General features: G+C 68.3%; 32 protein-coding genes and 1 pseudogene. 30 read left to right on the top strand and 3 right to left on the bottom strand.

The window, feature by feature from the left end; genetic code table 11:
* Positions 1-67: hypothetical protein (locus tag VEA98_RS15225; protein ID WP_288397397.1), on the top strand; the 67-nt coding region annotated here is incomplete at its 5' end.
* Positions 68-179: 112 nt separating this feature from the next.
* Here the strand turns inward: VEA98_RS15225 and VEA98_RS06050 are convergent.
* Complete coding sequence (locus VEA98_RS06050) at positions 180-1,229, bottom strand: L,D-transpeptidase family protein (protein WP_324811771.1); 1,050 nt, start codon at positions 1,227-1,229, stop codon at positions 180-182.
* Positions 1,230-1,299: 70 nt separating this feature from the next.
* Positions 1,300-1,467 (bottom strand): hypothetical protein, encoded by a 168-nt coding sequence (locus VEA98_RS06045; protein WP_324811770.1) that lies wholly within the window; start codon positions 1,465-1,467, stop codon positions 1,300-1,302.
* Positions 1,468-1,615: 148 nt separating this feature from the next.
* On the opposite strand from VEA98_RS06045, the gene VEA98_RS06040 reads away from it, so the two are divergent.
* From VEA98_RS06040 to VEA98_RS06030, 3 genes are all read left to right on the top strand, one after another.
* Positions 1,616-2,749, top strand: a complete 1,134-nt coding sequence (locus VEA98_RS06040) for a GNAT family N-acetyltransferase (RefSeq protein WP_324811767.1) — start codon at positions 1,616-1,618, stop codon at positions 2,747-2,749.
* Positions 2,746-3,699: a transcriptional regulator gene (locus VEA98_RS06035; protein ID WP_324811764.1), complete on the top strand. Its 954-nt coding sequence runs from the start codon at positions 2,746-2,748 to the stop codon at positions 3,697-3,699. Before VEA98_RS06040 ends, VEA98_RS06035 begins: the two co-directional genes overlap by 4 nt.
* A gap of 126 nt (positions 3,700-3,825) precedes the next feature.
* Complete coding sequence (locus VEA98_RS06030) at positions 3,826-4,719, top strand: GIN domain-containing protein (protein WP_324811762.1); 894 nt, start codon at positions 3,826-3,828, stop codon at positions 4,717-4,719.
* Positions 4,720-4,876: 157 nt separating this feature from the next.
* On the opposite strand, the gene VEA98_RS06025 is transcribed toward VEA98_RS06030, so the two are convergent.
* On the bottom strand, positions 4,877-5,623 hold the full coding sequence (locus VEA98_RS06025; protein WP_324811760.1) for an outer membrane beta-barrel protein: 747 nt from the start codon (positions 5,621-5,623) through the stop codon (positions 4,877-4,879).
* 552 nt (positions 5,624-6,175) lie between these two features.
* On the opposite strand from VEA98_RS06025, the gene rpsJ reads away from it, so the two are divergent.
* From rpsJ to rpsK, 26 genes and pseudogenes are all read left to right on the top strand, one after another.
* On the top strand, positions 6,176-6,481 hold the full coding sequence (gene rpsJ, locus VEA98_RS06020; protein WP_003164367.1) for a 30S ribosomal protein S10: 306 nt from the start codon (positions 6,176-6,178) through the stop codon (positions 6,479-6,481).
* A gap of 21 nt (positions 6,482-6,502) precedes the next feature.
* On the top strand, positions 6,503-7,264 hold the full coding sequence (gene rplC, locus VEA98_RS06015; protein ID WP_324811748.1) for a 50S ribosomal protein L3: 762 nt from the start codon (positions 6,503-6,505) through the stop codon (positions 7,262-7,264).
* A complete protein-coding gene (gene rplD, locus VEA98_RS06010) occupies positions 7,264-7,902 on the top strand; it encodes a 50S ribosomal protein L4 (RefSeq protein WP_324811746.1) in 639 nt (212 codons plus the stop codon). Before rplC ends, rplD begins: the two co-directional genes overlap by 1 nt.
* A complete protein-coding gene (locus VEA98_RS06005; RefSeq protein WP_056450366.1) occupies positions 7,902-8,207 on the top strand; it encodes a 50S ribosomal protein L23 in 306 nt (101 codons plus the stop codon). The genes rplD and VEA98_RS06005 overlap by 1 nt, the downstream gene beginning before the upstream one ends.
* Positions 8,208-8,211: 4 nt before the next feature.
* The gene (gene rplB / locus VEA98_RS06000) at positions 8,212-9,045 is read left to right on the top strand and encodes a 50S ribosomal protein L2 (protein ID WP_324811743.1); all 834 of its coding nucleotides are present in this window, start codon (positions 8,212-8,214) and stop codon (positions 9,043-9,045) included.
* 2 nt (positions 9,046-9,047) lie between these two features.
* Entirely contained in the window at positions 9,048-9,326 is a 279-nt protein-coding gene (gene rpsS / locus VEA98_RS05995) for a 30S ribosomal protein S19 (RefSeq protein WP_008262211.1), read from the top strand.
* A 3-nt stretch (positions 9,327-9,329) separates the two neighbouring features.
* A complete protein-coding gene (rplV, locus tag VEA98_RS05990) occupies positions 9,330-9,710 on the top strand; it encodes a 50S ribosomal protein L22 (protein WP_056450358.1) in 381 nt (126 codons plus the stop codon).
* Positions 9,710-10,462, top strand: a complete 753-nt coding sequence (rpsC, locus tag VEA98_RS05985) for a 30S ribosomal protein S3 (protein ID WP_259552104.1) — start codon at positions 9,710-9,712, stop codon at positions 10,460-10,462. Before rplV ends, rpsC begins: the two co-directional genes overlap by 1 nt.
* A gap of 3 nt (positions 10,463-10,465) precedes the next feature.
* Complete coding sequence (rplP, locus tag VEA98_RS05980) at positions 10,466-10,909, top strand: 50S ribosomal protein L16 (protein ID WP_324811736.1); 444 nt, start codon at positions 10,466-10,468, stop codon at positions 10,907-10,909.
* Complete coding sequence (rpmC, locus tag VEA98_RS05975; protein WP_324811733.1) at positions 10,906-11,103, top strand: 50S ribosomal protein L29; 198 nt, start codon at positions 10,906-10,908, stop codon at positions 11,101-11,103. The genes rplP and rpmC overlap by 4 nt, the downstream gene beginning before the upstream one ends.
* Positions 11,104-11,113: 10 nt before the next feature.
* Positions 11,114-11,356 carry a 30S ribosomal protein S17 gene (rpsQ, locus tag VEA98_RS05970; RefSeq protein ID WP_168049152.1) on the top strand — a complete coding sequence of 81 codons (243 nt, stop codon included), beginning with the start codon at positions 11,114-11,116 and terminating at the stop codon, positions 11,354-11,356.
* An 18-nt stretch (positions 11,357-11,374) separates the two neighbouring features.
* Entirely contained in the window at positions 11,375-11,743 is a 369-nt protein-coding gene (gene rplN, locus VEA98_RS05965; RefSeq protein WP_055832151.1) for a 50S ribosomal protein L14, read from the top strand.
* A 2-nt stretch (positions 11,744-11,745) separates the two neighbouring features.
* Positions 11,746-12,054 (top strand): 50S ribosomal protein L24, encoded by a 309-nt coding sequence (gene rplX / locus VEA98_RS05960; RefSeq protein ID WP_324811729.1) that lies wholly within the window; start codon positions 11,746-11,748, stop codon positions 12,052-12,054.
* A complete protein-coding gene (gene rplE, locus VEA98_RS05955; protein ID WP_324811726.1) occupies positions 12,054-12,611 on the top strand; it encodes a 50S ribosomal protein L5 in 558 nt (185 codons plus the stop codon). Before rplX ends, rplE begins: the two co-directional genes overlap by 1 nt.
* 20 nt (positions 12,612-12,631) lie before the next feature.
* A complete protein-coding gene (rpsN, locus tag VEA98_RS05950; RefSeq protein WP_168049147.1) occupies positions 12,632-12,937 on the top strand; it encodes a 30S ribosomal protein S14 in 306 nt (101 codons plus the stop codon).
* Positions 12,938-12,951: 14 nt separating this feature from the next.
* Complete coding sequence (gene rpsH / locus VEA98_RS05945) at positions 12,952-13,350, top strand: 30S ribosomal protein S8 (RefSeq protein WP_168049145.1); 399 nt, start codon at positions 12,952-12,954, stop codon at positions 13,348-13,350.
* Position 13,351: 1 nt separating this feature from the next.
* On the top strand, positions 13,352-13,885 hold the full coding sequence (gene rplF / locus VEA98_RS05940) for a 50S ribosomal protein L6 (RefSeq protein WP_324811720.1): 534 nt from the start codon (positions 13,352-13,354) through the stop codon (positions 13,883-13,885).
* Positions 13,886-13,888: 3 nt separating this feature from the next.
* Positions 13,889-14,251 carry a 50S ribosomal protein L18 gene (gene rplR, locus VEA98_RS05935; RefSeq protein ID WP_324811717.1) on the top strand — a complete coding sequence of 121 codons (363 nt, stop codon included), beginning with the start codon at positions 13,889-13,891 and terminating at the stop codon, positions 14,249-14,251.
* Positions 14,252-14,263: 12 nt separating this feature from the next.
* Positions 14,264-14,872: a 30S ribosomal protein S5 gene (rpsE, locus tag VEA98_RS05930; RefSeq protein ID WP_324811714.1), complete on the top strand. Its 609-nt coding sequence runs from the start codon at positions 14,264-14,266 to the stop codon at positions 14,870-14,872.
* A gap of 3 nt (positions 14,873-14,875) precedes the next feature.
* Positions 14,876-15,073 carry a 50S ribosomal protein L30 gene (gene rpmD, locus VEA98_RS05925; protein WP_324811712.1) on the top strand — a complete coding sequence of 66 codons (198 nt, stop codon included), beginning with the start codon at positions 14,876-14,878 and terminating at the stop codon, positions 15,071-15,073.
* A gap of 148 nt (positions 15,074-15,221) precedes the next feature.
* A pseudogene (gene rplO, locus VEA98_RS05920) lies at positions 15,222-15,683 on the top strand (50S ribosomal protein L15); the annotation flags it as partial.
* A 232-nt stretch (positions 15,684-15,915) separates the two neighbouring features.
* Positions 15,916-17,298, top strand: a complete 1,383-nt coding sequence (gene secY / locus VEA98_RS05915) for a preprotein translocase subunit SecY (protein WP_324811709.1) — start codon at positions 15,916-15,918, stop codon at positions 17,296-17,298.
* A 61-nt stretch (positions 17,299-17,359) separates the two neighbouring features.
* Positions 17,360-17,923, top strand: a complete 564-nt coding sequence (locus tag VEA98_RS05910) for an adenylate kinase (RefSeq protein ID WP_324811707.1) — start codon at positions 17,360-17,362, stop codon at positions 17,921-17,923.
* Between the two features lie 85 nt (positions 17,924-18,008).
* A complete protein-coding gene (locus tag VEA98_RS05905; protein WP_324811704.1) occupies positions 18,009-18,737 on the top strand; it encodes an energy transducer TonB in 729 nt (242 codons plus the stop codon).
* Positions 18,738-18,875: 138 nt separating this feature from the next.
* Positions 18,876-19,253, top strand: a complete 378-nt coding sequence (gene rpsM / locus VEA98_RS05900) for a 30S ribosomal protein S13 (protein ID WP_324811702.1) — start codon at positions 18,876-18,878, stop codon at positions 19,251-19,253.
* A 36-nt stretch (positions 19,254-19,289) separates the two neighbouring features.
* Positions 19,290-19,595, top strand: a 306-nt coding sequence (gene rpsK / locus VEA98_RS05895; protein WP_324811700.1) for a 30S ribosomal protein S11, incomplete at its 3' end; no start/stop codon positions are given.

Here is a 19,595-nt window from a genome sequence, read left to right as displayed (position 1 = left end):
GCGCTTCGCCATCCGCGAAGGCGGCCGCACCGTCGGCGCCGGCGTGGTGTCCAAGATCACGGAATAGTCGTCCCGCTGATCTGACGATCCGAACTGCGAACGGCCCCCGGAGCGATCCGGGGGCCGTTTTGCTGTCGGGCCTCAAGCCGCGAGCGACCGCGTCGCGAGCATAGGCCGGCTCAAATGAACCGCACCTCCACCCCCGGCTTGACGGATGCGGCCAGCTGTTCGGCGTCCCAGTTGGTCAGGCGGACGCAGCCGTTGGAGGCGGTCTTGGCGATCTTCGACGGGTCGGGCGAGCCGTGGATGCCGTAGCTGTCGCGCGACAGGTCGATCCACACCGAGCCGACCGGATTGTTCGGCCCCGCCGGCACCACGACCTTCTCGTCGCCGCGGTCGTAGCTGAGCTTGGCCGGGTCGTAGGTGTAGTCGGGCTCGTTGGCGACGCCGAGCACGCGCAGGGTTCCCGACGGGGCGGGGCGTGCGGTGGAGCCGATGGTGGCGGGGTAGAAGGCCAGCAGCCGGCCAGAGGCGTCGAAGGCGCGGGCCGAGCGCTCGGTCTTGTCGACGACGATGCGGGCGACCTCGCCGAGGGGGCGGTCGGCGACGGCGGGGACGACGATCGTCTGGCCGGCGCGGCGGAAGTCGACGCCGGGGTTCAGCCCCTGCAGCAGGGCCTCGGTGATGTGGAAGCGTTCGGCCAGCCGCTCGCGCGCGGAGGTGTAATGGGTTCCAGCGGCGGCCTGGTCGGCGAGGTCGCCGGGCGGCGGGCTGAACGGACCCGCGAGGTCGGCGGCGGTCAGCACATAGGTGGTCATCACCGGGGCCGTGTCCGCGGCGGCGAGGCGCTGCAGCAGCTCCGCGTCGGCTGTGTCGCCCTCGCCGAGATCATTGGCCTTGCGCCAGGCGGCGATGGCCTGGCGGGTGTTGTCGCCGGCCAGGCCGTCGATGACCCCGGGCGAGAAGGGCGAGCGGTCTAGCAGAATCTGCAGCCGCACCAGGCCGGGATCGGGGGCGTAGGCGGCGGGGGCCGTCGGCTGCCCCCCCGGCGGCGTGGCGGGCGCGGTCGCGGGTTGCGGGACGCCGGCCTCGATCTGGGCGGCGGTGAGCAGGGGCTGCGGGGCGTTGGCGGCGGGCGCCGCCGGCGGTTCGGCGGGCTCGGGGGCTCCGCAGGCGGCGAGGGCGACAAGGGCGCAAGCGAAGACGGGGGCGATCAGGCGAAGCGACATGGGAATCCGGACAAGGGGCGGTCCGGCATCAATCCCTCGCGGGCCCCGCCGTTCCCGGCGGAGCCTCAACTCACGGGTTCGGCCGGCCGGTGGCGGGATCGGTCGCGGTGTCGCCGCTGTTGCTGCTGCCTTCGGAGCCCGGCGGCTCCTGGGCCGGACGCGGCGGCTCGCCTTCGCGGGCGGGGGTCCGCTCCTGTTCGTATTCGTTCTGGCGGCCGGGGGCGCGGGGTTCGGGCATGGAGGCTCCACGGGAGGACAGGATCACCGGAAACCAACGCCCGGGCGCGCCCCCGGCTCCGCAGCAGTTCGTTCACCAAGCCTCTAAACCGTAACGCAAGGGCGGCGGGGGCATGGTCCGACGACGGACTGGCGGCGGATCGGGGATCATGGACGAGGCGACGGAGATCGAGATCATCCGACCCGACGCGCTGCGGCCGCAGGACCGCGCCGCGTGGGAGGCCCTGCGCGCGTCCGAACCCGGACTGGACCATCCCTACCTCGACCCGCGCTACGCCCTGGCGGCGGCGGACGTTCCCGGCGCGGCCCTGGCGGTGTTCCGGCGCGCCGGCGCGGCCGTCGGCTTCTTTCCTTTCCAGCGGCGGGGCCGGCTGATCCAGCCGCTCGGCGCGCCCCTGACCGACTATCACGGCGTCATCGCCGCGGCGGGCGAGGGCCTCGACCCGGCGACGGTGGCGCGGCGGCTGGGCGGAGTGCTGCGCGCCGGCGGCTGGATGGCGCCCGCCGGGCCGCCGCCCGGCTTCATGGCGCGGACCCGGATGTCGACCGACGTCGCCGGCGGCCGCGAGGCGCTGGCGGCGCGGCTGGAGGAACGCAGCCATCGCTTCTTCAAGAACATGCGCCGGCTGCGGCGGGGCTTCGAGCGCGAGTACGGCGAGCCGGTGTTCACCTGGGACGAGCGCGATCCGGCTGTGCTGGACTGGATCGTCGCGCGCAAGCGCGACCAGTACCGCCGCTCCCGGCGCCACGACGTGTTCGCCTGCGGCTGGACCGTGGACCTGCTGCGCCGCCTGTTCGACGCCCGCGCCACGGGCTTCGGCCTGCGCCTGACCAGCCTGCGCACGGCGGCCGGCGATCTGGTCGCCGCGGAGGCCTCGCTGGACGACGGGCGCACCCTGCACCTGTGGTTTCCGACCTATGATCCGGCCTTCGCCCGTCACGGGCTGGGCACCATCCTGACCCGGCTCGAACTGGAGCAGGCGGCCGAAGACGGCTACCGGCTGGTCGACTTCGGGGCCGGGGAGGAGGGCTACAAGACGGCCCTGGCCGAGCCGGGCGGCGTGGTGTTCGAGGGGGTGGCCGAGGGGCCGCGTCCCGACCTGACCCGGCTGGCGGGGCGGCTGCTGGCCGCCGGGCCGGCGCCGCTGCGGCGGGTGCAACTGAGCCTGAGCCGCCGCTTCGACATCATCAACGCCTGCGAGACGCGCGCCGCCGACTGGTGGGCGGCCGCGGCGGGCGCGGCCAGCGCCGCGGCGCGCAAGCTTCCCGGAGCCCCAGCATGACCGACCGCCTCATTCCGGCGTTCGACGCCGCCCGCCGCGAGGCCTTCGGCCGCACCCCCGTGGTCTACGCGCATCGGCTGATCGAGACCGGCCTGTTCGAGGACGAGGCCCTGGCGCGGCAGCTGGAGCGCCACCCGGCCGAACTGTTCGACATCAACATCTTCCACTACGACGCCGACGACCAGGCGATGCTGCAGACCGGGACCAAGGGCGCGCGCGGCGGCGCGGCCCTGCTGGAGGCGGCCAAGGCGGGGCGGATGTGGATCCAGATGCGCCGCATCCAGGACCACTGGCCCGAGCTGGCCGAGGCGATGCGGCGGGTGTTCGCCGACCTGTCGGACCATGTGCCGGGCTTCCGGCCGGTGCAGGTGACGGGGCAGCTCATCCTGTCGGCGCCCTCGGCCAAGGTGCCGTTCCACGCCGACCCGCCGGGGGTGACGCTGTTCCACCTGCGCGGCGAGAAGCGCATCTGGATCTATCCGGTCGACGAGACCCACATGCCGAGCCGCTCGATGGAGAACATCGTGCTGGAGCAGCAGACCGAGGACCTGCCCTATCATCGCGGCATGGACGCCAGCGCGTCGGTGTTCGACCTGAAGCCGGGCATGGCCGTGGCTTGGCCGCTGCATGCGCCGCACCGGATCGAGAACCAGGGCAGTTTCAACGTCTCGCTGTCGTGCGACTACCAGACCTGGCGCTCGCGGATGACCAACGGGGCCCATTACGCCAACGGCGTGTTGCGCCGCTGGGGCGCGCCGGTGCTGCCGGCCGACCGGGCCCCGTTGGCCGCGCGCGCGGCGCTGTGGGGCGCCTCGCTGGGGCTGCGCCGGCTGGGCGTGGTCAAGACCCGGCTCGAGTCCTACGAGCGCGCCTTCGAACTGGGCGACGAGCCGCCGCCGCCGGACAAGGGGCTGATCTCGCCGCTGGCGATGGGCGAAGCGCTCAAGTAGCGAGCCGCCGCGCGGCGAGCGGTCGCGTCGCCCCTTCCTTACAATGACGTCATGACCTCGATTTAAAGTGACTCGGCGGCGGTCCGGTCGCACCTTCCGGGCACATTCCGGAGAGGGAACACCGCCATGAAAGCCATTCTGCTGTCCGCCGCCGCCGCCGTTGCGCTGGCCGCCGCCGCAAGCCCGGCCCTGGCCAAGCCCGGCCCCACCGTCGAGATCGAACACGCCGTCGCGCGGGTCGTGGTCATCGTGGAGGACCGGGCCGACATCGGCGTCGAGATCGAACAGGGCGGCTCGCGCCTGCCCGCCCTGCGCGTCGAGCGCGACGGCGACCATGTTCGCATCGACGGCGGCCTCGGCCGCCGCGTCGCCGGCATCCGCATGGGCGACAGCATCCGCAACTGCCGCTCGGGGCCGGACAGCACCCGGCCGGGGCAGGGCGCCTCGGTCGAGGTGCGCGACATCGGCCGGGTCAATCTCGAGGACGCGCCCCTGATCGTCATCCGCTCGCCGCGCGCCGTGAACATCGACGCCGGCAGCGCCGTCTATGGATCGATCGGCCGTGGCGCCGCCTCGGTCGATCTGGGCAACGGCGGCTGCGGCGACTGGGTGGTGGCCAACACCGACGGGCCGGTGGGCCTGTCGTCGGGCGGCTCCGGCGCGATGATCGTCGGCACCTCCCGCTCGCTGGAAGCCAGCCTCGGCGGTTCGGGCGAGCTGACCGCCGGCGCCACCGGCGCCCTGGACCTGAGCATGGGCGGCTCCGGCACAGCCCGGATCGCGGAGGTCAACGGCGACACTGACATCGCCATTGGCGGCTCGGGCGAGGTCGGCATCCGCCGAGGCCGCATCCCCAACCTCGAGATCGCCATCGGCGGCTCCGGCGACATCGACTTCGGCGGCACCGCCGGCGACGTCAGCGTCTCGATCGCCGGCTCGGGCGACGTCCGCATCGCCGAGGCGACCGGCGCCGTCAGCCGCAGCGTCGTCGGATCGGGAGACATCCGCATCGGCCGCTGACCCCCAAGGCGCCGTTGCGACAGGGAAGGCCCGGGTGCGTGGAACCGCCCGGGCCTTCTTCCTGCGCGCCGCCCGGATTGCTGACCCGCTCACCAGCCAACGAAAAGCCCCGGCGGATCGCTCCGCCGGGGCTTCGTCGTTCGAACGTCCGTGACGCTTAGAGGGCGCCGAGGATGCCCATGACGCCGGAGCCCGGCAGGGCCGCGCCGGCGCGATCACGCGCCTGCAGGCCGCCGCCGAAGCTGTAGCGCAGGCCGACGGTCCAGGAGTCGATGTCGACGTCCTCGATGTCCGAGTGCGACAGGCCGGCGGTCACCGAGAACGGCGAGTTGGCGATCTCGTACTCGGCGCCGACGCCGTAGGTGACGCCGTCGACGTCGGCGTCGTCGATGGTCATCCACGACAGGCCGGCGTTCAGGCGCAGGGCGTCGGTGACGTAGAAGGCGGCGTCCGCGCCGACCGACCAGGCGTCCAGATCGACGTCGTCGGCGGTGGTGTAGGCCACGACGCCGGTCAGGGTCGCCTTCGACAGGTACTTCTGCACCTCGAGGCCGCCGGTCAGGGCGGTTTCGTCGGCCACGTCGGCCGCGCCGACGAAGCCGCCGACGCGCAGGTCGGAGCCGACCATCGTGGTCAGGTGGCCCGTGCCGACGAAGGTGGTGTCGTCGCTGCCGTCATCGAACTGGCTGGCGCTGCCGGCGACGGTGACGGTCCAGTCGCCAAAGGCCGGCATGGCGACCACGCCGTCGACGGCCCAGGTGTCGGCGTCGCCGCCGAGGCCGCCGAGGTCGATCTCGGTGTTGCCGTAGGTCAGGCCGACCGAGCCGACCGGGCCGTCCTGGGCCAGGGCGGGGGCCGCGGCGAAGGCGGCGAGGGCGGAGGTGACGAGGAGGAGAGACTTCATTTTTGTTTTCCTTGCTTGCCGCGGCCGGATTCGCCGCGACGGACCGCCGGGCTAACAGGGGGCAGGCGAGCGTAGCCATTACAAACCGGTCACAAACCGCCCCGGAGGCCGGAATGTTGCGCCGCAGCAACGCAATGTGGCGGTGCGGTGACAATGTGGCGGAGGCATTGCGGCGGCGTCTCTCCACGCCGTCATGAAGGCGGGTCCGGCGCCGCCGGGCGTCTTAGTTGCGGTCACCGCGTCGGACGGCCGTGATCAGCCGCCGCCATGCTTTCGCCGCTTGACGGAAGCGGAATCGACCGTCATAAGCCCCCACTCTTGTTGGACCGGCTGTGCACCTCGCTTGAGTTTGGGGTGCAGACGCGGTTCGCAGGAACGACCTGAGACCCTGTTCTTTGCAGTGACCCAGGACTTCAACGGCCTTCGCGGGAGACTGCGTGGGCCGATCGTTTTTGCGGACGTGCGTACTCTGAAGGCTTCGCGCCTGAAGACTCCGGTCTTTGAAATGGTTCACAGGGACGCAGGTTCGCCTGCTTGGGAATAGCTACCGATATGGATCAAAGCATCCGCATCAGGCTCAAGGCCTTCGATCACCGCGTCCTCGACTTTTCGACGCGCGAGATCGTCAACACCGCCAAGCGCACGGGCGCGACCGTTCGTGGTCCGATCCCGCTGCCGACCCTGATCGAAAAGTTCACCGTGAACCGCTCGCCGCACGTCGACAAGAAGTCGCGCGAGCAGTTTGAAATCCGCACGCACAAGCGTGTCCTCGACATCGTCGACCCCACCCCGCAGACCGTGGACGCGCTCATGAAGCTCGACCTGTCCGCCGGCGTGGACGTCGAGATCAAGATTTAAAGTAGAAAGAGGCGGGATCCGATGCGCACGGGCGTGATCGCCAAGAAGCTGGGCATGACCCGCGTGTTCGCCGATGACGGCGCGCACGTACCGGTCACTGTGCTTCAGCTCGACGGCTGCCAAGTCGTCGGCCAACGTACCCAGGAGCGTGACGGCTACGTCGCTCTCCAGCTGGGCGCTGGCACCAAGAAGGCCAAGAACACCAACAAGGCTCAGCGCGAAGCTTTCGCGAAGCTGGAAGTGGAACCCAAGGCCTATGTCACCGAGTTCCGCATCGATGCGGACGCGATGATGGATGTGGGCGCCGAGTTCTCGGCCGACCACTTCGTCGCCGGCCAGAAGGTCGACGTCCAGGCCGAGACCATCGGCAAGGGCTTCGCCGGCGCCATGAAGCGCTGGAACTTCGGCGGTCTGCGCGCCACCCACGGCGTCTCGGTCTCGCACCGTTCGCACGGCTCCACGGGTAACCGTCAGGACCCGGGCCGTACGTTCCCGGGCAAGAAGATGGCCGGCCACCTCGGCCAGGAAGTCGTCACCACCCAGAACCTGACCGTCTTCCGCGTCGACGCCGACCGCGGCCTGATCATGATCAAGGGCGCTGTCCCCGGTCACGAAGGCACGTGGGTCAAGATCCGCGACGCCGTGAAGAAGGCCCGTCCGGCTGAAGCCCCCTTCCCGGGCGGCGTGAAGTCGTCGAAGACCGCCGCGGCGGCTGCTGAACCGGCGGAAACGCCGGCTGAGGAAGCCCCGGCCGTCGAGACCACCGAAGGCGGTGAAGCGTAATGAAACTCTCGGTCATCAAACTCGACGGCAAGGCCTCGGGCGACGTTGAACTGTCGGACGCCGTCTTCGGCATCACCGACATTCGCGGCGACCTGCTGGCCCGCTACGTCAACTGGCAGCTGGCCAAGCGCCGCGCCGGCACGCACAAGGTCCAGACCCGCAACGAGAACTCTCGTACGGGCAAGAAGATGTACAAGCAGAAGGGCACCGGCGGCGCCCGTCACGGTTCGCGCCGTGCGCCGCAGTTCGTCGGCGGCTCGCGCGCCTTCGGCCCGATCGTCCGCGATCACGGCTTCTCGCTGCCGAAGAAGGTCCGCGCCCTGGCCCTGCGTCACGCGCTCTCGTCGAAGGCCAAGGCCGGCGACCTGATCGTGGTCGACAGCATCGCCCTGAAGGACTCCAAGACGGCGGCCCTGCGCACCACGCTGGGCAAGCTCGGCTGGAGCAAGGCGCTGATCATCGGCGGTCCGGAAGTCGACACGAACTTCGGCCTCGCCGCCCGCAACATCCCGCACATCGACGTGCTGCCGAACGCCGGTCTGAACGTCTATGACATCCTGCGGGCCGACAAGCTGGTGCTGACCAAGGCGGCTGTTGAAGCCATCGAGGCGCGCTTCTCTGAGAAGGAGGCCGCGTAATGGCCGGCGCTCAACCCACCGCCCGTCACTACGACACCATCCTGGCCCCGGTGATCACCGAGAAGGCCACGATCCTGTCGGAACAGAACAAGGTCGTCTTCCGCGTCGCGGACAACGCCTCCAAGGACGAGATCGCCGCGGCGGTCGAGGCCCTGTTCAAGGTGAACGTGCTGAAGGTCAACACCCTCGTCCAGAAGGGCAAGACCAAGCGTTTCCGCGGCATCATGGGCCGTCGGGTCGACATCAAAAAAGCGATCGTGACGCTGGCTGAAGGCCAGTCGATCGACGTCACCACGGGGCTCTGATCAGATGGCCTTGAAGACCTACAATCCGACGTCGCCGGGCCGCCGCGCCCTGGTGCTGATCGACCGCTCCGAGCTCCACAAGGGCCGTCCGGAGAAGTCGCTGACCGAAGGCCTGACCAAGTCGGGCGGACGCGGTCAGGGCGGTCGCATCGCTGTCCGCTTCCGCGGCGGCGGCGCCAAGACGCTGTACCGCAAGATCGACTTCAAGCGCCGCAAGTTCGCGGCCGCGACGGTCGAGCGCCTCGAGTACGATCCGAACCGGACCGCCTTCATCGCCCTCATCACCTATGAGGACGGCGAAAAGGCCTACATCATCGCGCCGCAACGCCTGAAGGCGGGCGACACGGTCGTGGCCGGCGAAAAGGTCGACGTGAAGCCGGGCAACGCCATGCCGCTGCGCTCGATGCCCGTGGGTACGATCATCCACAACATCGAGATGAAGCCGGGCAAGGGCGCCCAGCTGGCCCGTTCGGCCGGCGCCTACGCCCAGCTGGTCGGCCGCGATCAGGGCTACGCCCAGATCCGCCTCGGCTCGGGCGAGCTTCGCATGGTGCTGGACGGCTGCATGGCCACGGTGGGCGCGGTTTCGAACCCCGACCACATGAACCAGAATCTCGGCAAGGCGGGCCGCGTCCGCCACATGGGCTGGCGTCCGCACGTTCGCGGCGTCGCCATGAACCCGATCGACCACCCGCACGGTGGTGGTGAAGGCCGGACCTCTGGCGGTCGCACCCCGGTTACGCCGTGGGGCAAGGACACCAAGGGCACCCGCACCCGCAAGAACAAGGCTACGGACAAGTTCATCATCCGTACCCGCCACGTTAAGAAGGCTCGCTAAAGATGGCCCGCTCCTCCTGGAAAGGCCCGTTTGTCGACGGGTATCTGCTCAAGAAGGCCGACGCCGTTCAGACGTCGGGCCGCAAGGACGTGATCAAGACGTGGTCGCGCCGCTCCACCATCCTGCCGCAGTTCGTCGGCCTGACCTTCGGCGTCCACAACGGCCAGAAGCACGTGCCGGTGTCGGTCTCTGAAGAGATGGTCGGCATGAAGCTCGGCGAGTTCGCCCCGACCCGGAACTTCCCGGGCCACGCGGCGGACAAGAAGGCCAAAAGGAAATAACTGATGGCCCAGACCAAGAACCCCCGTCGGGTCGCCCCGACCGAAGCCCGCGCCAAGCTGGTGAATGTCCGGATCAGCCCCCAGAAGCTGAACCTGGTCGCCCAGTCGATCCGCGGCCTGCCGGTGCAGAAGGCGCTGAACGAGCTGGAATTCAGCCGCAAGCGCATCGCCACCGACGTCCGCAAGGTCCTGTATTCGGCCGTCTCCAACGCCGAGAACAACCACAACCTCGACATCGACAATCTCGTCGTCGCCGAGGCCTTCGTGGGCAAGAACCTGGTGATGAAGCGTTTCGCGAGCCGCGCTCGTGGCCGTTCGTCGCGCATCCTGAAACCTTTCGCGGAGATCACCATCGTGGTCCGCGAAGCCGGTGAGGCCGCCTGATGGGTCAGAAAGTAAATCCGATCGGTCTGCGCCTTGGCGTCAACCGTACGTGGGACAGCCGCTGGTTCGCCGGCGGCGCCGACTACGCCAAGCTGCTGCACCAGGACCTGAAGCTGCGCACGTGGCTGAAGGAACGCCTCAACGCCGCCGGCGTGTCGCGCATCATCATCGAACGTCCGCACAAGAAGTGCCGCGTGACGATCTACGCCGCCCGTCCGGGTGTCGTGATCGGCAAGAAGGGCGCGGACATCGAGAAGCTGCGCAAGGACATCTCGGCCCAGACCGAAGGCGAGGTTCACCTGAACATCGTCGAGGTGCGCAAGCCCGAGACCGACGCCCAGCTGATCGCCGAGAACATCGCGCAGCAGCTGGAACGCCGGATCGCCTTCCGCCGCGCCATGAAGCGCGCGATGCAGTCGGCCATGCGTCTCGGCGCCAAGGGCGTCCGCATCAACGTTTCGGGCCGCCTCGGCGGCGCTGAAATCGCGCGGATGGAATGGTACCGCGAAGGCCGCGTGCCGCTGCACACCCTGCGCGCCGACATCGACTACGGCTTCATCCAGGCCAAGACGACCTACGGCATCATCGGTGTGAAGGTGTGGGTCTTCAAGGGCGAGGTGCTCGAGCACGACCCGATGGCGCAGGACAAGCGCTGGGCCCAGGAAGCTGCCGGCCCGTCTTCCAACGAAGGTCGTGAACGTGGACCCCGCGGCGACCGCGGCCCGCGCCGTGACCGGGGACGTGAGAACTAGGTCATGCTGCAACCCAAAAAGACCAAGTACCGCAAGGCCTTCAAGGGCCGTATCCATGGCTCCGCCAAGGGCGGCTTCTCGCTGAACTTCGGCTCGTACGGGCTGAAGACGGTGGAGCCGGAACGCATCACTGCGCGTCAGATCGAGGCGGCCCGCCGCGCGATCACCCGCCAGATGAAGCGTCAGGGCCGCGTCTGGATCCGCGTCTTCCCCGACCTGCCCGTCACGGGCAAGCCGGCCGAAGTCCGGATGGGCAAGGGCAAGGGCGCCGTGGACCACTGGGCCGCGCGCTGCCACCCGGGGCGCATCCTGTTTGAAATCGACGGCGTGCCGGACGACATCGCCCGCGAGGCCCTGCGTCTCGGCGCCGCCAAGCTGCCGGTCCGTACGAAGGTGGTCACCCGCCTCGACGCCGGTGTCTCGCACGTGGAGCACGTCGGAGCATGACCAAGATCGCCGACCTCCGGGGCCAGACCCCCGACCAGCTGTCCGACGAGCTGCTGAAGCTCAAGAAGGAACAGTTCAACCTGCGCTTCCAGGCCGCCACCGGCCAGATGGAAAAGACCCACCGGGTCTCGGAAGTGCGCAAGGACATCGCCCGCATCTCGACGCTTCTGCGCGAGAAGCGTGTGAACGCGTAGGGAAACGAAGATGCCGAAACGAATTCTCGAAGGCGTGGTCGTCTCCGACAAGGGCGACAAGACCGTCGTGGTGAAGGTGGAGCGCACGCTGCTGCACCCCGTCCTCAAAAAGACCGTCCGTCTGTCCAAGAAGTATCACGCTCACGACGAAGCCAACGCCCTCAAGGTCGGTGACCTGGCCCGCATCGTCGAGTGCGCCCCGAAGTCCAAGCTGAAGCGTTGGGAAGTCCTTTCCACCGCCTCGGCCTCGTAACCAGAAGGATCGGATCCCATGATCCAGATGCAAACTAACCTGGAGGTGGCCGACAATTCGGGCGCTCGCCGGGTCATGTGCATCAAGGTGTTGGGCGGCTCCAAGCGCCGCTACGCCTCGGTGGGCGACACGATCGTCGCTTCCGTCAAGGAAGCCATTCCCCGCGGCCGCGTGAAGAAGGGCGACGTCGTGCGCGCCATCGTCGTGCGCACCGCCAAGGACATCATGCGCAAGGACGGCTCTGTCATCCGCTTCGACAAGTCGGCCGCCGTCATCGTCAACAAGCAGAACGAGCCCGTCGGCACGCGGATCTTCGGCCCGGTTCCCCGTGAACTGCGCGCCAAGAACCACATGAAGATCATCTCGCTGGCTCCGGAGGTCCTGTAGTCATGGCCGCCAAGATCAAGAAGGGCGACCGCGTCGTCGTCCTCACCGGCAAGGACAAGGGCCGCACCGGCTCCGTCACCAAGGTCCTGCCGACCGAAAACCGCGTCGTCGTGCAAGGCGTCAACATGGTTCAGCGCCACACGCGCCCGACCCAGGCTGACCCGCAAGGCGGCATCAAGAACAAGGAAGCGTCGCTTCACCTGTCGAACGTCGCGATCGCCGACGCCAACGGCAAGGCCACCCGCGTCGGCTTCCGCATGGAAGGCGACAAGAAAGTGCGCTTCGCCAAGACGACGGGAGACGTCATCTGATGGCCGACACCAAATACACGCCTCGTCTGAAGGACGAATATCAGGCCCGCATCCGCGCGGTGATGACCGAGAAATTCGGCTACACCAACCCGATGCAGGTGCCCAAGCTGGACAAGATCGTCCTCAACATGGGCATCGGCGAAGCCGTGGCCGACTCCAAGAAGGCCACTGCGGCCCTCAAGGACCTCGCCGCCATCGCCGGTCAGAAACCCGTGCCGACCAAGGCCCGCAACTCCATCGCCGGCTTCAAGCTGCGCGAGGGCATGGTCATCGGCGGCAAGGTCACGCTGCGCGGCGACCAGATGTATGAGTTCCTGGACCGTCTGATCACCATCGCGCTGCCGCGGGTGAAGGACTTCCGGGGCCTCAAGGGCACCAGCTTCGATGGTCGCGGCAACTACGCCACCGGTCTGAAGGAACACATCGTGTTCCCCGAGATCAACTACGACCAGATCGACCAGATGTGGGGCATGGACATCATCGTCTGCACCACGGCCAAGACCGATGAGGAGGCCAAGGCCCTTCTCACCGAGTTCAAGTTCCCGTTCGTGAACTGAGCGGGAAGGGATAGAGCACAATGGCTAAGAAGAGCGCCGTGAACCGCAACGAGATGGTGAAAGCCCTCGTCGCGAAATACGCCGACAAGCGGGCCGCCCTGAAGGCGACCGCCAACAACGAATCCCTGCCGCTTGAGGAGCGCTTCGAAGCGCGCCTGAAGCTGGCGGAGCTGCCGCGTAACTCGGCCGCCAACCGGATTCGCAACCGCTGCGAGGTGACGGGCCGTCCGCGCGCCTATTACCGCAAGCTCAAGATGAGCCGTATCGCCCTGCGTGAACTCGGCAACCTGGGTCAGATCCCGGGCCTGACGAAGTCCAGCTGGTAAGGGGAGCGACAGATATGATGATCAACGATCCCCTGAGCGACATGATCGCTCGCATCCGGAACGCCGCCATGCGCAAGCGTTCCAAGGTGCTCACCCCGGCTTCCCGTCTGCGCCAGCGCGTCCTCGACGTGCTGCAGGACGAAGGCTACATCCGCGGCTATTCGCTGGTTCAGAATCCCGGCGAGTTCCCGCAGTTCGAGATCGAGCTGAAATACTTCGACGGCCAGCCGGTCATCGCCGAGATCGCCCGCGTGTCCAAGCCGGGCCGCCGCGTCTACTCGGCGATCTCCGACCTGAAGCCGATCAAGAACGGCCTCGGCATCTCGATCCTCTCCACGTCCAAGGGCGTCATGTCGGACACCGCGGCTCGCGAAGCCAAGGTGGGCGGCGAAGTCCTCTGCAGGGTCTACTAAGATGTCCCGTATCGGCAAACGCACCATCGCTGTTCCGAAGGGCGTGACTGTCACGCTCGACGGCCAGACCGTGTCGGTGAAGGGTCCCAAGGGCGAACGCTCCTGGACCGTCGCCGAAGAGATCGAAGTCTCGCAGAACGACGAGGGCATCAACCTCGGCCTGCGCGTCGACACCCAGCGTGGCCGCGCCATGTGGGGCCTGTCGCGCACCCTGGTCGACAACATGGTCGTCGGCGTCACCACCGGCTTCGAAAAGAGCCTGGACCTGGTCGGCGTCGGCTATCGCGCCGCGATGAAGGGCAACGCCCTGTCGCTGCAGCTCGGCTTCTCGCACGACGTCGACATCCAGCCGCCCGCCGGCGTCACCTTCGCGGTGCCGAAGCAGACGGAAATCAAGATCTCGGGGGCCGACAAGCAGGCCGTCGGCCAGATCGCCGCCGTCATCCGCAAGCTGCGTCCGCCGGAGCCCTACAAGGGCAAGGGCGTGCGCTACACGGGCGAAAAGGTCCGGCGCAAGGAAGGCAAGAAGAAGTAAGCCATGGCTACCACTCTCAAGCAAAACGCCAAGCGTCGCGCCGAGCGCACCCGCCGCCGCCTGAAGGCCGTGGCCAACGGCCGCCTGCGCCTGTCGGTCCACCGCTCGGACAAGAACATCTCGGCCCAGATCATCGACGACGCCCAAGGCGTCACGGTGGCCTCCGCCTCCTCGCTGGAAGGCGAGAAGGGCAAGAAGGTCAAGGGTTCGGACGTCGCGGCCGCCGCCACCATCGGCAAGCTGATCGCCGAACGCGCCATCGAGAAGGGCGTCAAGGACGTCGTCTTCGACCGCGGCGGCTACATCTATCACGGACGGGTGAAGGCGCTGGCGGAAGCCGCGCGTGAAGCCGGCCTGAACTTCTAAGGGACGCGACAGATGGCGCAACAACCCCAACGCGGCGGCGGCGGCAACGATCGCAACCGTCGTGACAACCGCAACGCTCCCGCCGTCGACGGTCCGGATTCGGACATCGTCGAGAAGCTGGTGCACATCAACCGCGTCGCGGCCACGGTCAAAGGCGGCCGCCGGTTCTCGTTCGCGGCCCTGATGGTCGTCGGCGACGGCAAGGGCCGCGTCGGCTTCGGTCACGGCAAGGCGCGCGAAGTGCCGGAAGCCATCCGCAAGGCGACCGAAGAAGCCAAGAAGACCATGATCAAGGTTCCGCTGCGCGAGAACCGCACCCTGCACCACGACGGCAATGGCCGTTGGGGCGCCGGCAAGATCATGATGCGCGCCGCTCCTCCGGGAACGGGCGTCATCGCGGGCGGTCCGATGCGCGCCGTGCTCGAAACCCTCGGCGTCCAGGACGTCGTCGGCAAGTCGACCGGTTCGTCGAACCCCTACAACATGATCCGCGCCACCTTCGAAGCTCTGAAGGTCCAGTCGTCGCCCCGTCAGGTGGCCTCGAAGCGCGGCAAGAAGGTCGCCGACCTGATGGGCCGCCGCAACGACGGCGCCTCGGCGCCCGAAGCTGTGGAGGGCTGATAGATGGCCAAGACCGAATCCAAAGCCACCGTCACCATCCGCCAGACCGGTTCGCCGATCCGCCGCAAGTCGGACCAGCGCGCCACCCTGGCCGGCCTGGGCCTCAACCGCATGGGTCGTGAATCGACCCTGGAGGACACCCCCTCCGTCCGCGGCATGATCGCCAAGGTCGCCCACATGGTCGAAGTGGTCGAAAAGTAAGGCCGGCTGCGGCCGTGAGAAGTGAAGAGTGTCAGTGCTAGTGAGCATGCGGTTGCCGCCTCTGCTCACTAGCACTATTCACTAGTACCCCATTCCAAAGCCGAGTCCGGACCGCGTCCGGGCGCTAGCACCCGAAAGGATCAGGCATATGAAACTGAACGAAATCCGCGACAACGAAGGCGCCCACAAGAAGCGCATGCGCGTCGGCCGTGGCCCGGGCTCGGGCAAGGGCAAGACCGCCGGCCGCGGCGTCAAGGGCCAGAAGTCCCGCTCGGGCGTCGCCATCGGCGGCTTCGAAGGCGGCCAGATGCCGCTGTACATGCGGATGCCGAAGCGCGGCTTCAACAATCCGAACGCGCTGAAGCTGGCCGAAGTGAACCTGTGGCGCCTGCAGGAGGCGATCGACGCCAAGAAGCTGGACGCCAAGGCCGAGATCAACGGCGAGGCCCTGGTCGCCGCCGGCGTGATCCGCCGCGTCAAGGACGGCGTCCGCCTGCTGGGCACCGGCGAGATCAAGGGCAAGCTGAACCTGGTCGTCTGGTCGGCCACCGCTGGCGCCATCAAGGCGATCGAAGCGGCCGGCGGCTCGGTCGAGCAGCAGCGTATCGCCGCTGAAGCCAAGGCCGCCGCGCGCGTCGAAAAGCGCAACGCCGCCAAGGGCAAGGCCCCGGCCCCCAAGGCGCCGCAGGGCGACGCCAACAAGGTCTCGGCCCGCGCCAAGCGCACCGCCGCCAAATAAAGCTTGAGGGGCGCTCTCGCTAAGAGGGCGCCCTTCGCCTATCTGGACGCAAGCGCCGGATTCCTGTCCGATGCGCCGTTCTGATCAGTCGGGGTAACGACCTATGGCTTCGGCCGCCGAACAACTCGCAGCAAACATGAACATGGGCTCGTTCGCCAAGGCGACCGAGCTGCACAAGCGCCTCCTGTTCACGCTGATGGCCCTGCTGGTCTACCGGGTCGGCACCTATGTGCCGATCCCGGGGATCAACTCCGAAGCTTTCCTGCAGTTCTTCCAGAACCCGGATGGCCAGCGCGGCATCCTGGACATGTTCAACATGTTTTCCGGCGGCGCGGTCGAGCGCATGGCGGTCTTCGCCCTGAACGTCATGCCGTACATCTCGGCCTCGATCATCGTGCAGCTGATGGGCGCCGTGTATCCGCCGTGGGAAAAGCTGCGCAAGGAAGGCGGCGAAAGCGGCCGCAAGCAGCTGAACCAGTACACCCGCTATCTGACCGTCGTGCTGGCGCTGTTCCAGTCGACCGGCATCGCCATCGGCCTGAACGCCACGCCGGGCCTGATCGACCAGCCGGGCATCTTCTTCATCGTCTCGACCGTCACCGTCCTGACCGGCGGCACCATGTTCCTGATGTGGCTGGGCGAGCAGATCACGGCCCGCGGCATCGGCAACGGCATCTCGCTGATCATCATGGCCGGCATCGTCGCGGTGCTGCCGGGCATGATCGCGCGGATGTTCGGCATGGCGCAGCAAGGTCTGATGTCGCCCTTCGCCCTGTTGCTGGGCCTGGTGGCCGGGGTCGCCGTGGTGGTGTTCATCGTCTTCATGGAGCGGGCGCAGCGCCGCCTGCTGATCCAGTATCCGAAGCGCCAGGAAGGCAATCGCATGGCCGGGGGCGAGCGTTCGTTCCTGCCGCTGAAGGTCAACACCTCCGGCGTCATTCCGCCGATCTTCGCCTCGTCCCTGCTGATGCTGCCGACCACGGTCGCCCAGGTCACCGCCAACGCCGATCTGCCCTCGTGGCTGGACTGGCTGCCGGTCGTCACCGCGCAGATGCAGCACGGCCAGCCGATCTACATGGGCATCTACGCCCTTCTGATCATCTTCTTCACCTTCTTCTACACCTCGATCACCTTCAATCCCGAGGACACGGCCGAGAACCTGCGCAAATACGGCGGCTTCCTGCCGGGCATCCGTCCGGGCAAGCGCACGGCCGAGTATCTGGACTATGTGCTGACCCGCCTGACCACCATCGGCGCCATCTACATCACCGCCGTCTGCGTGATCCCCGAACTGTTCCTGCCCAGCAGCATGCTGATGGCCTTCGGCGGCACCTCCATCCTGATCGTCGTCTCGGTGACCATGGACACGGTGGCGCAGATCCAGTCCCAGTTGCTGGCGCACCAGTACGAAGGCCTGATCAAGAAGGCCAAGCTGCGCGGCCGCGGCGGACGCGGCAAGGGCGTGACCGCGCCGGCGCGGCGCTGACTTTGTTGGCGGGCTGTCGCGCTTCGCGCTGTTTGAGCCCAAAGCCCGGGGAGGGGCGGCGATGAACCTGATCCTGTTCGGACCGCCCGCGGCCGGCAAGGGCACGCAGGCCAAGCGTCTGGTCGAGACGCGCGGCATGGTCCAGCTGTCGACCGGCGACATGCTGCGCGCCGCCATCGCCTCGGGGTCCGAACTGGGCCTCAAGGTCAAGGACGTGCTGGCCCGCGGCGACCTGGTCACCGACGAGATCGTCATCGCCCTGATCGAGGCCCGCCTGCCCGAGACCGAGGCCGCCGGCGGCGCCATCTTCGACGGCTTCCCCCGCACCGTGGCCCAGGCCGAGGCGCTGGACGCCATGCTGGCGCGGCGCGGCGCGCGGATCGACCGGGTCATCCGCCTCAAGGTCGACGACGAGGCCCTGACCGCCCGGATCGCCAAACGCTTCGCCGAACAGGCCCGGCCGGACGACAATCCGGAAACCTTCCGCGAGCGCCTGGCCGTCTACAATCGTCAGACGGCGCCGCTGCTGCCCTATTACGCCGACCAGGGCCTGCTGACCGAGGTCGACGGCATGGGCGACATCGCCACGGTCTCCGCCGCCATCGACGCCACCCTCGACGCCTGAGCCGACCGGCCGCGCTTCGGCGCGTGAACGGAGGCTGACCCTTTCCCGTCCGGCGCGTTCATGCCTCATGTGGCATAGTCGACCTGTGGAAATTGGCTCGCTTCTCACCCGGGACCGGCTGCGCAAGCTGGGCGCCTTCACGGTCGTGCTGGCGGCCCATGTCGGCGTTTTCGCCCTGGTCGCGCGGACCCAGCCCCCGCCGTTGCAGCCGATGCCGCCCGTGTTCGAGGTGGAGCTGTTCCGTCCGGTCCCGCCCCCGCCGCCGCCCCCGCCGCCCGAGGAACCGACCGAGGATCCGGGCGGCGGCGCGCCTGCCGCGCCGTCGCGCATCCACGTCCCGCCGCCGCCGCGCGAGCCCATGCCGCCCGAGCTGCCCGCCCCCCGCGAACAGGCCCCCGAGCCGGAACTGGTCGTCGGCGTCGCGCCCACCGCCTCGCCCACGCCCGGCTTGGGTCAGGGCGGGGAGGGGACCGGCAGCGGCGCGGGCGTCGGCGCCGGCGACGGCCCCGGGCGCGGCGTCCGGACGGGGCCGCAGAACCTGCGCCGGCCGTCTCCCAGCGAGGTTCGGCGCTACCATCCGCCGGAGGCGCTGCGCCAGCGGGTCTACGGCACGGTCGAGCTGCGCTGCCGCATCGGCCGCGACACCCGGCTGGAGCAATGCACGGTGCTGAGGGCGACGCCCGACGGCTACGGCTTCGCCGAGGCGGGCCTCGCCGCCGCCCGCGACCTCTACCGCTTCCGCCCCGCCACCCTGAACGGGGCCTATGACGACTCGGTGAGCGTGGTCGTGACCGTGCCGTTCGGGCGGCCCTGACCCGGCCAAAAGCGCCCGCCGACCGTTGACGGGGCCTGAATCCCCTGTATAAGGCGCGCTTCCGCGAAGGGCGTCGACGCTCCTGGTCTGTTGACCGGAGCGTTTGTTGCGTCCGCACACGCGTATCTGGAGAGCTTCGTGGCCCGTATCGCTGGCGTCAACATCCCGACCAACAAGCGCGTCGAAATCGCGCTTCAGTACATCCATGGCATCGGCGCGCATGCGGCGAAGGACATCACGGCCAAGGTCGGCATCGAGCCGTCGCGCCGGGTCAACCAGCTGACCGACGCCGAAGTGCTGCAGATCCGCGAGACCATCGACCGCGATCACACCGTCGAGGGCGACCTGCGCCGCGAGACGTCGATGAACATCAAGCGCCTGATGGACCTGGCCTGCTACCGCGGCCTGCGTCACCGCAAGGGCCTGCCGGTCCGCGGTCAGCGCACTCATACCAACGCCCGCACCCGCAAGGGCAAGGCGGTTGCCATTGCCGGCAAGAAGAAGGCAACCCGCTAAACCGTTACTCCGTTTTCGAAGGACTGCAGGAACTCCATGGTCAAGGACAAGGCCGCGCGCCCCCGGCGCAAGGAAAAGAAGAACATCACCTCTGCCGTTGCGCATGTGAATGCTTCGTTCAACAACACGATGATCACCATCACCGACGCGCAGGGCAACACCATCGCCTGGTCGTCGGCTGGCAGCCAGGGCTTCAAAGGCTCGCGCAAGTCGACCCCGTATGCTGCCCAGGTGGCCGCCGACGTTGCCGGCCGCCGCGCCGCGGAGCATGGCGTGCGCACGCTCGAGGTCGAGGTCAAGGGCCCTGGTTCGGGCCGTGAATCGGCGCTGCGCGCGTTACAG

Origin of the sequence: Brevundimonas sp. (assembly GCF_035627055.1) — a bacterium.
Taxonomy (GTDB): domain Bacteria; phylum Pseudomonadota; class Alphaproteobacteria; order Caulobacterales; family Caulobacteraceae; genus Brevundimonas.
Note: the sequence above shows the minus strand (reverse complement) of the source record. Positions and strands in the feature narration are given on the sequence as shown.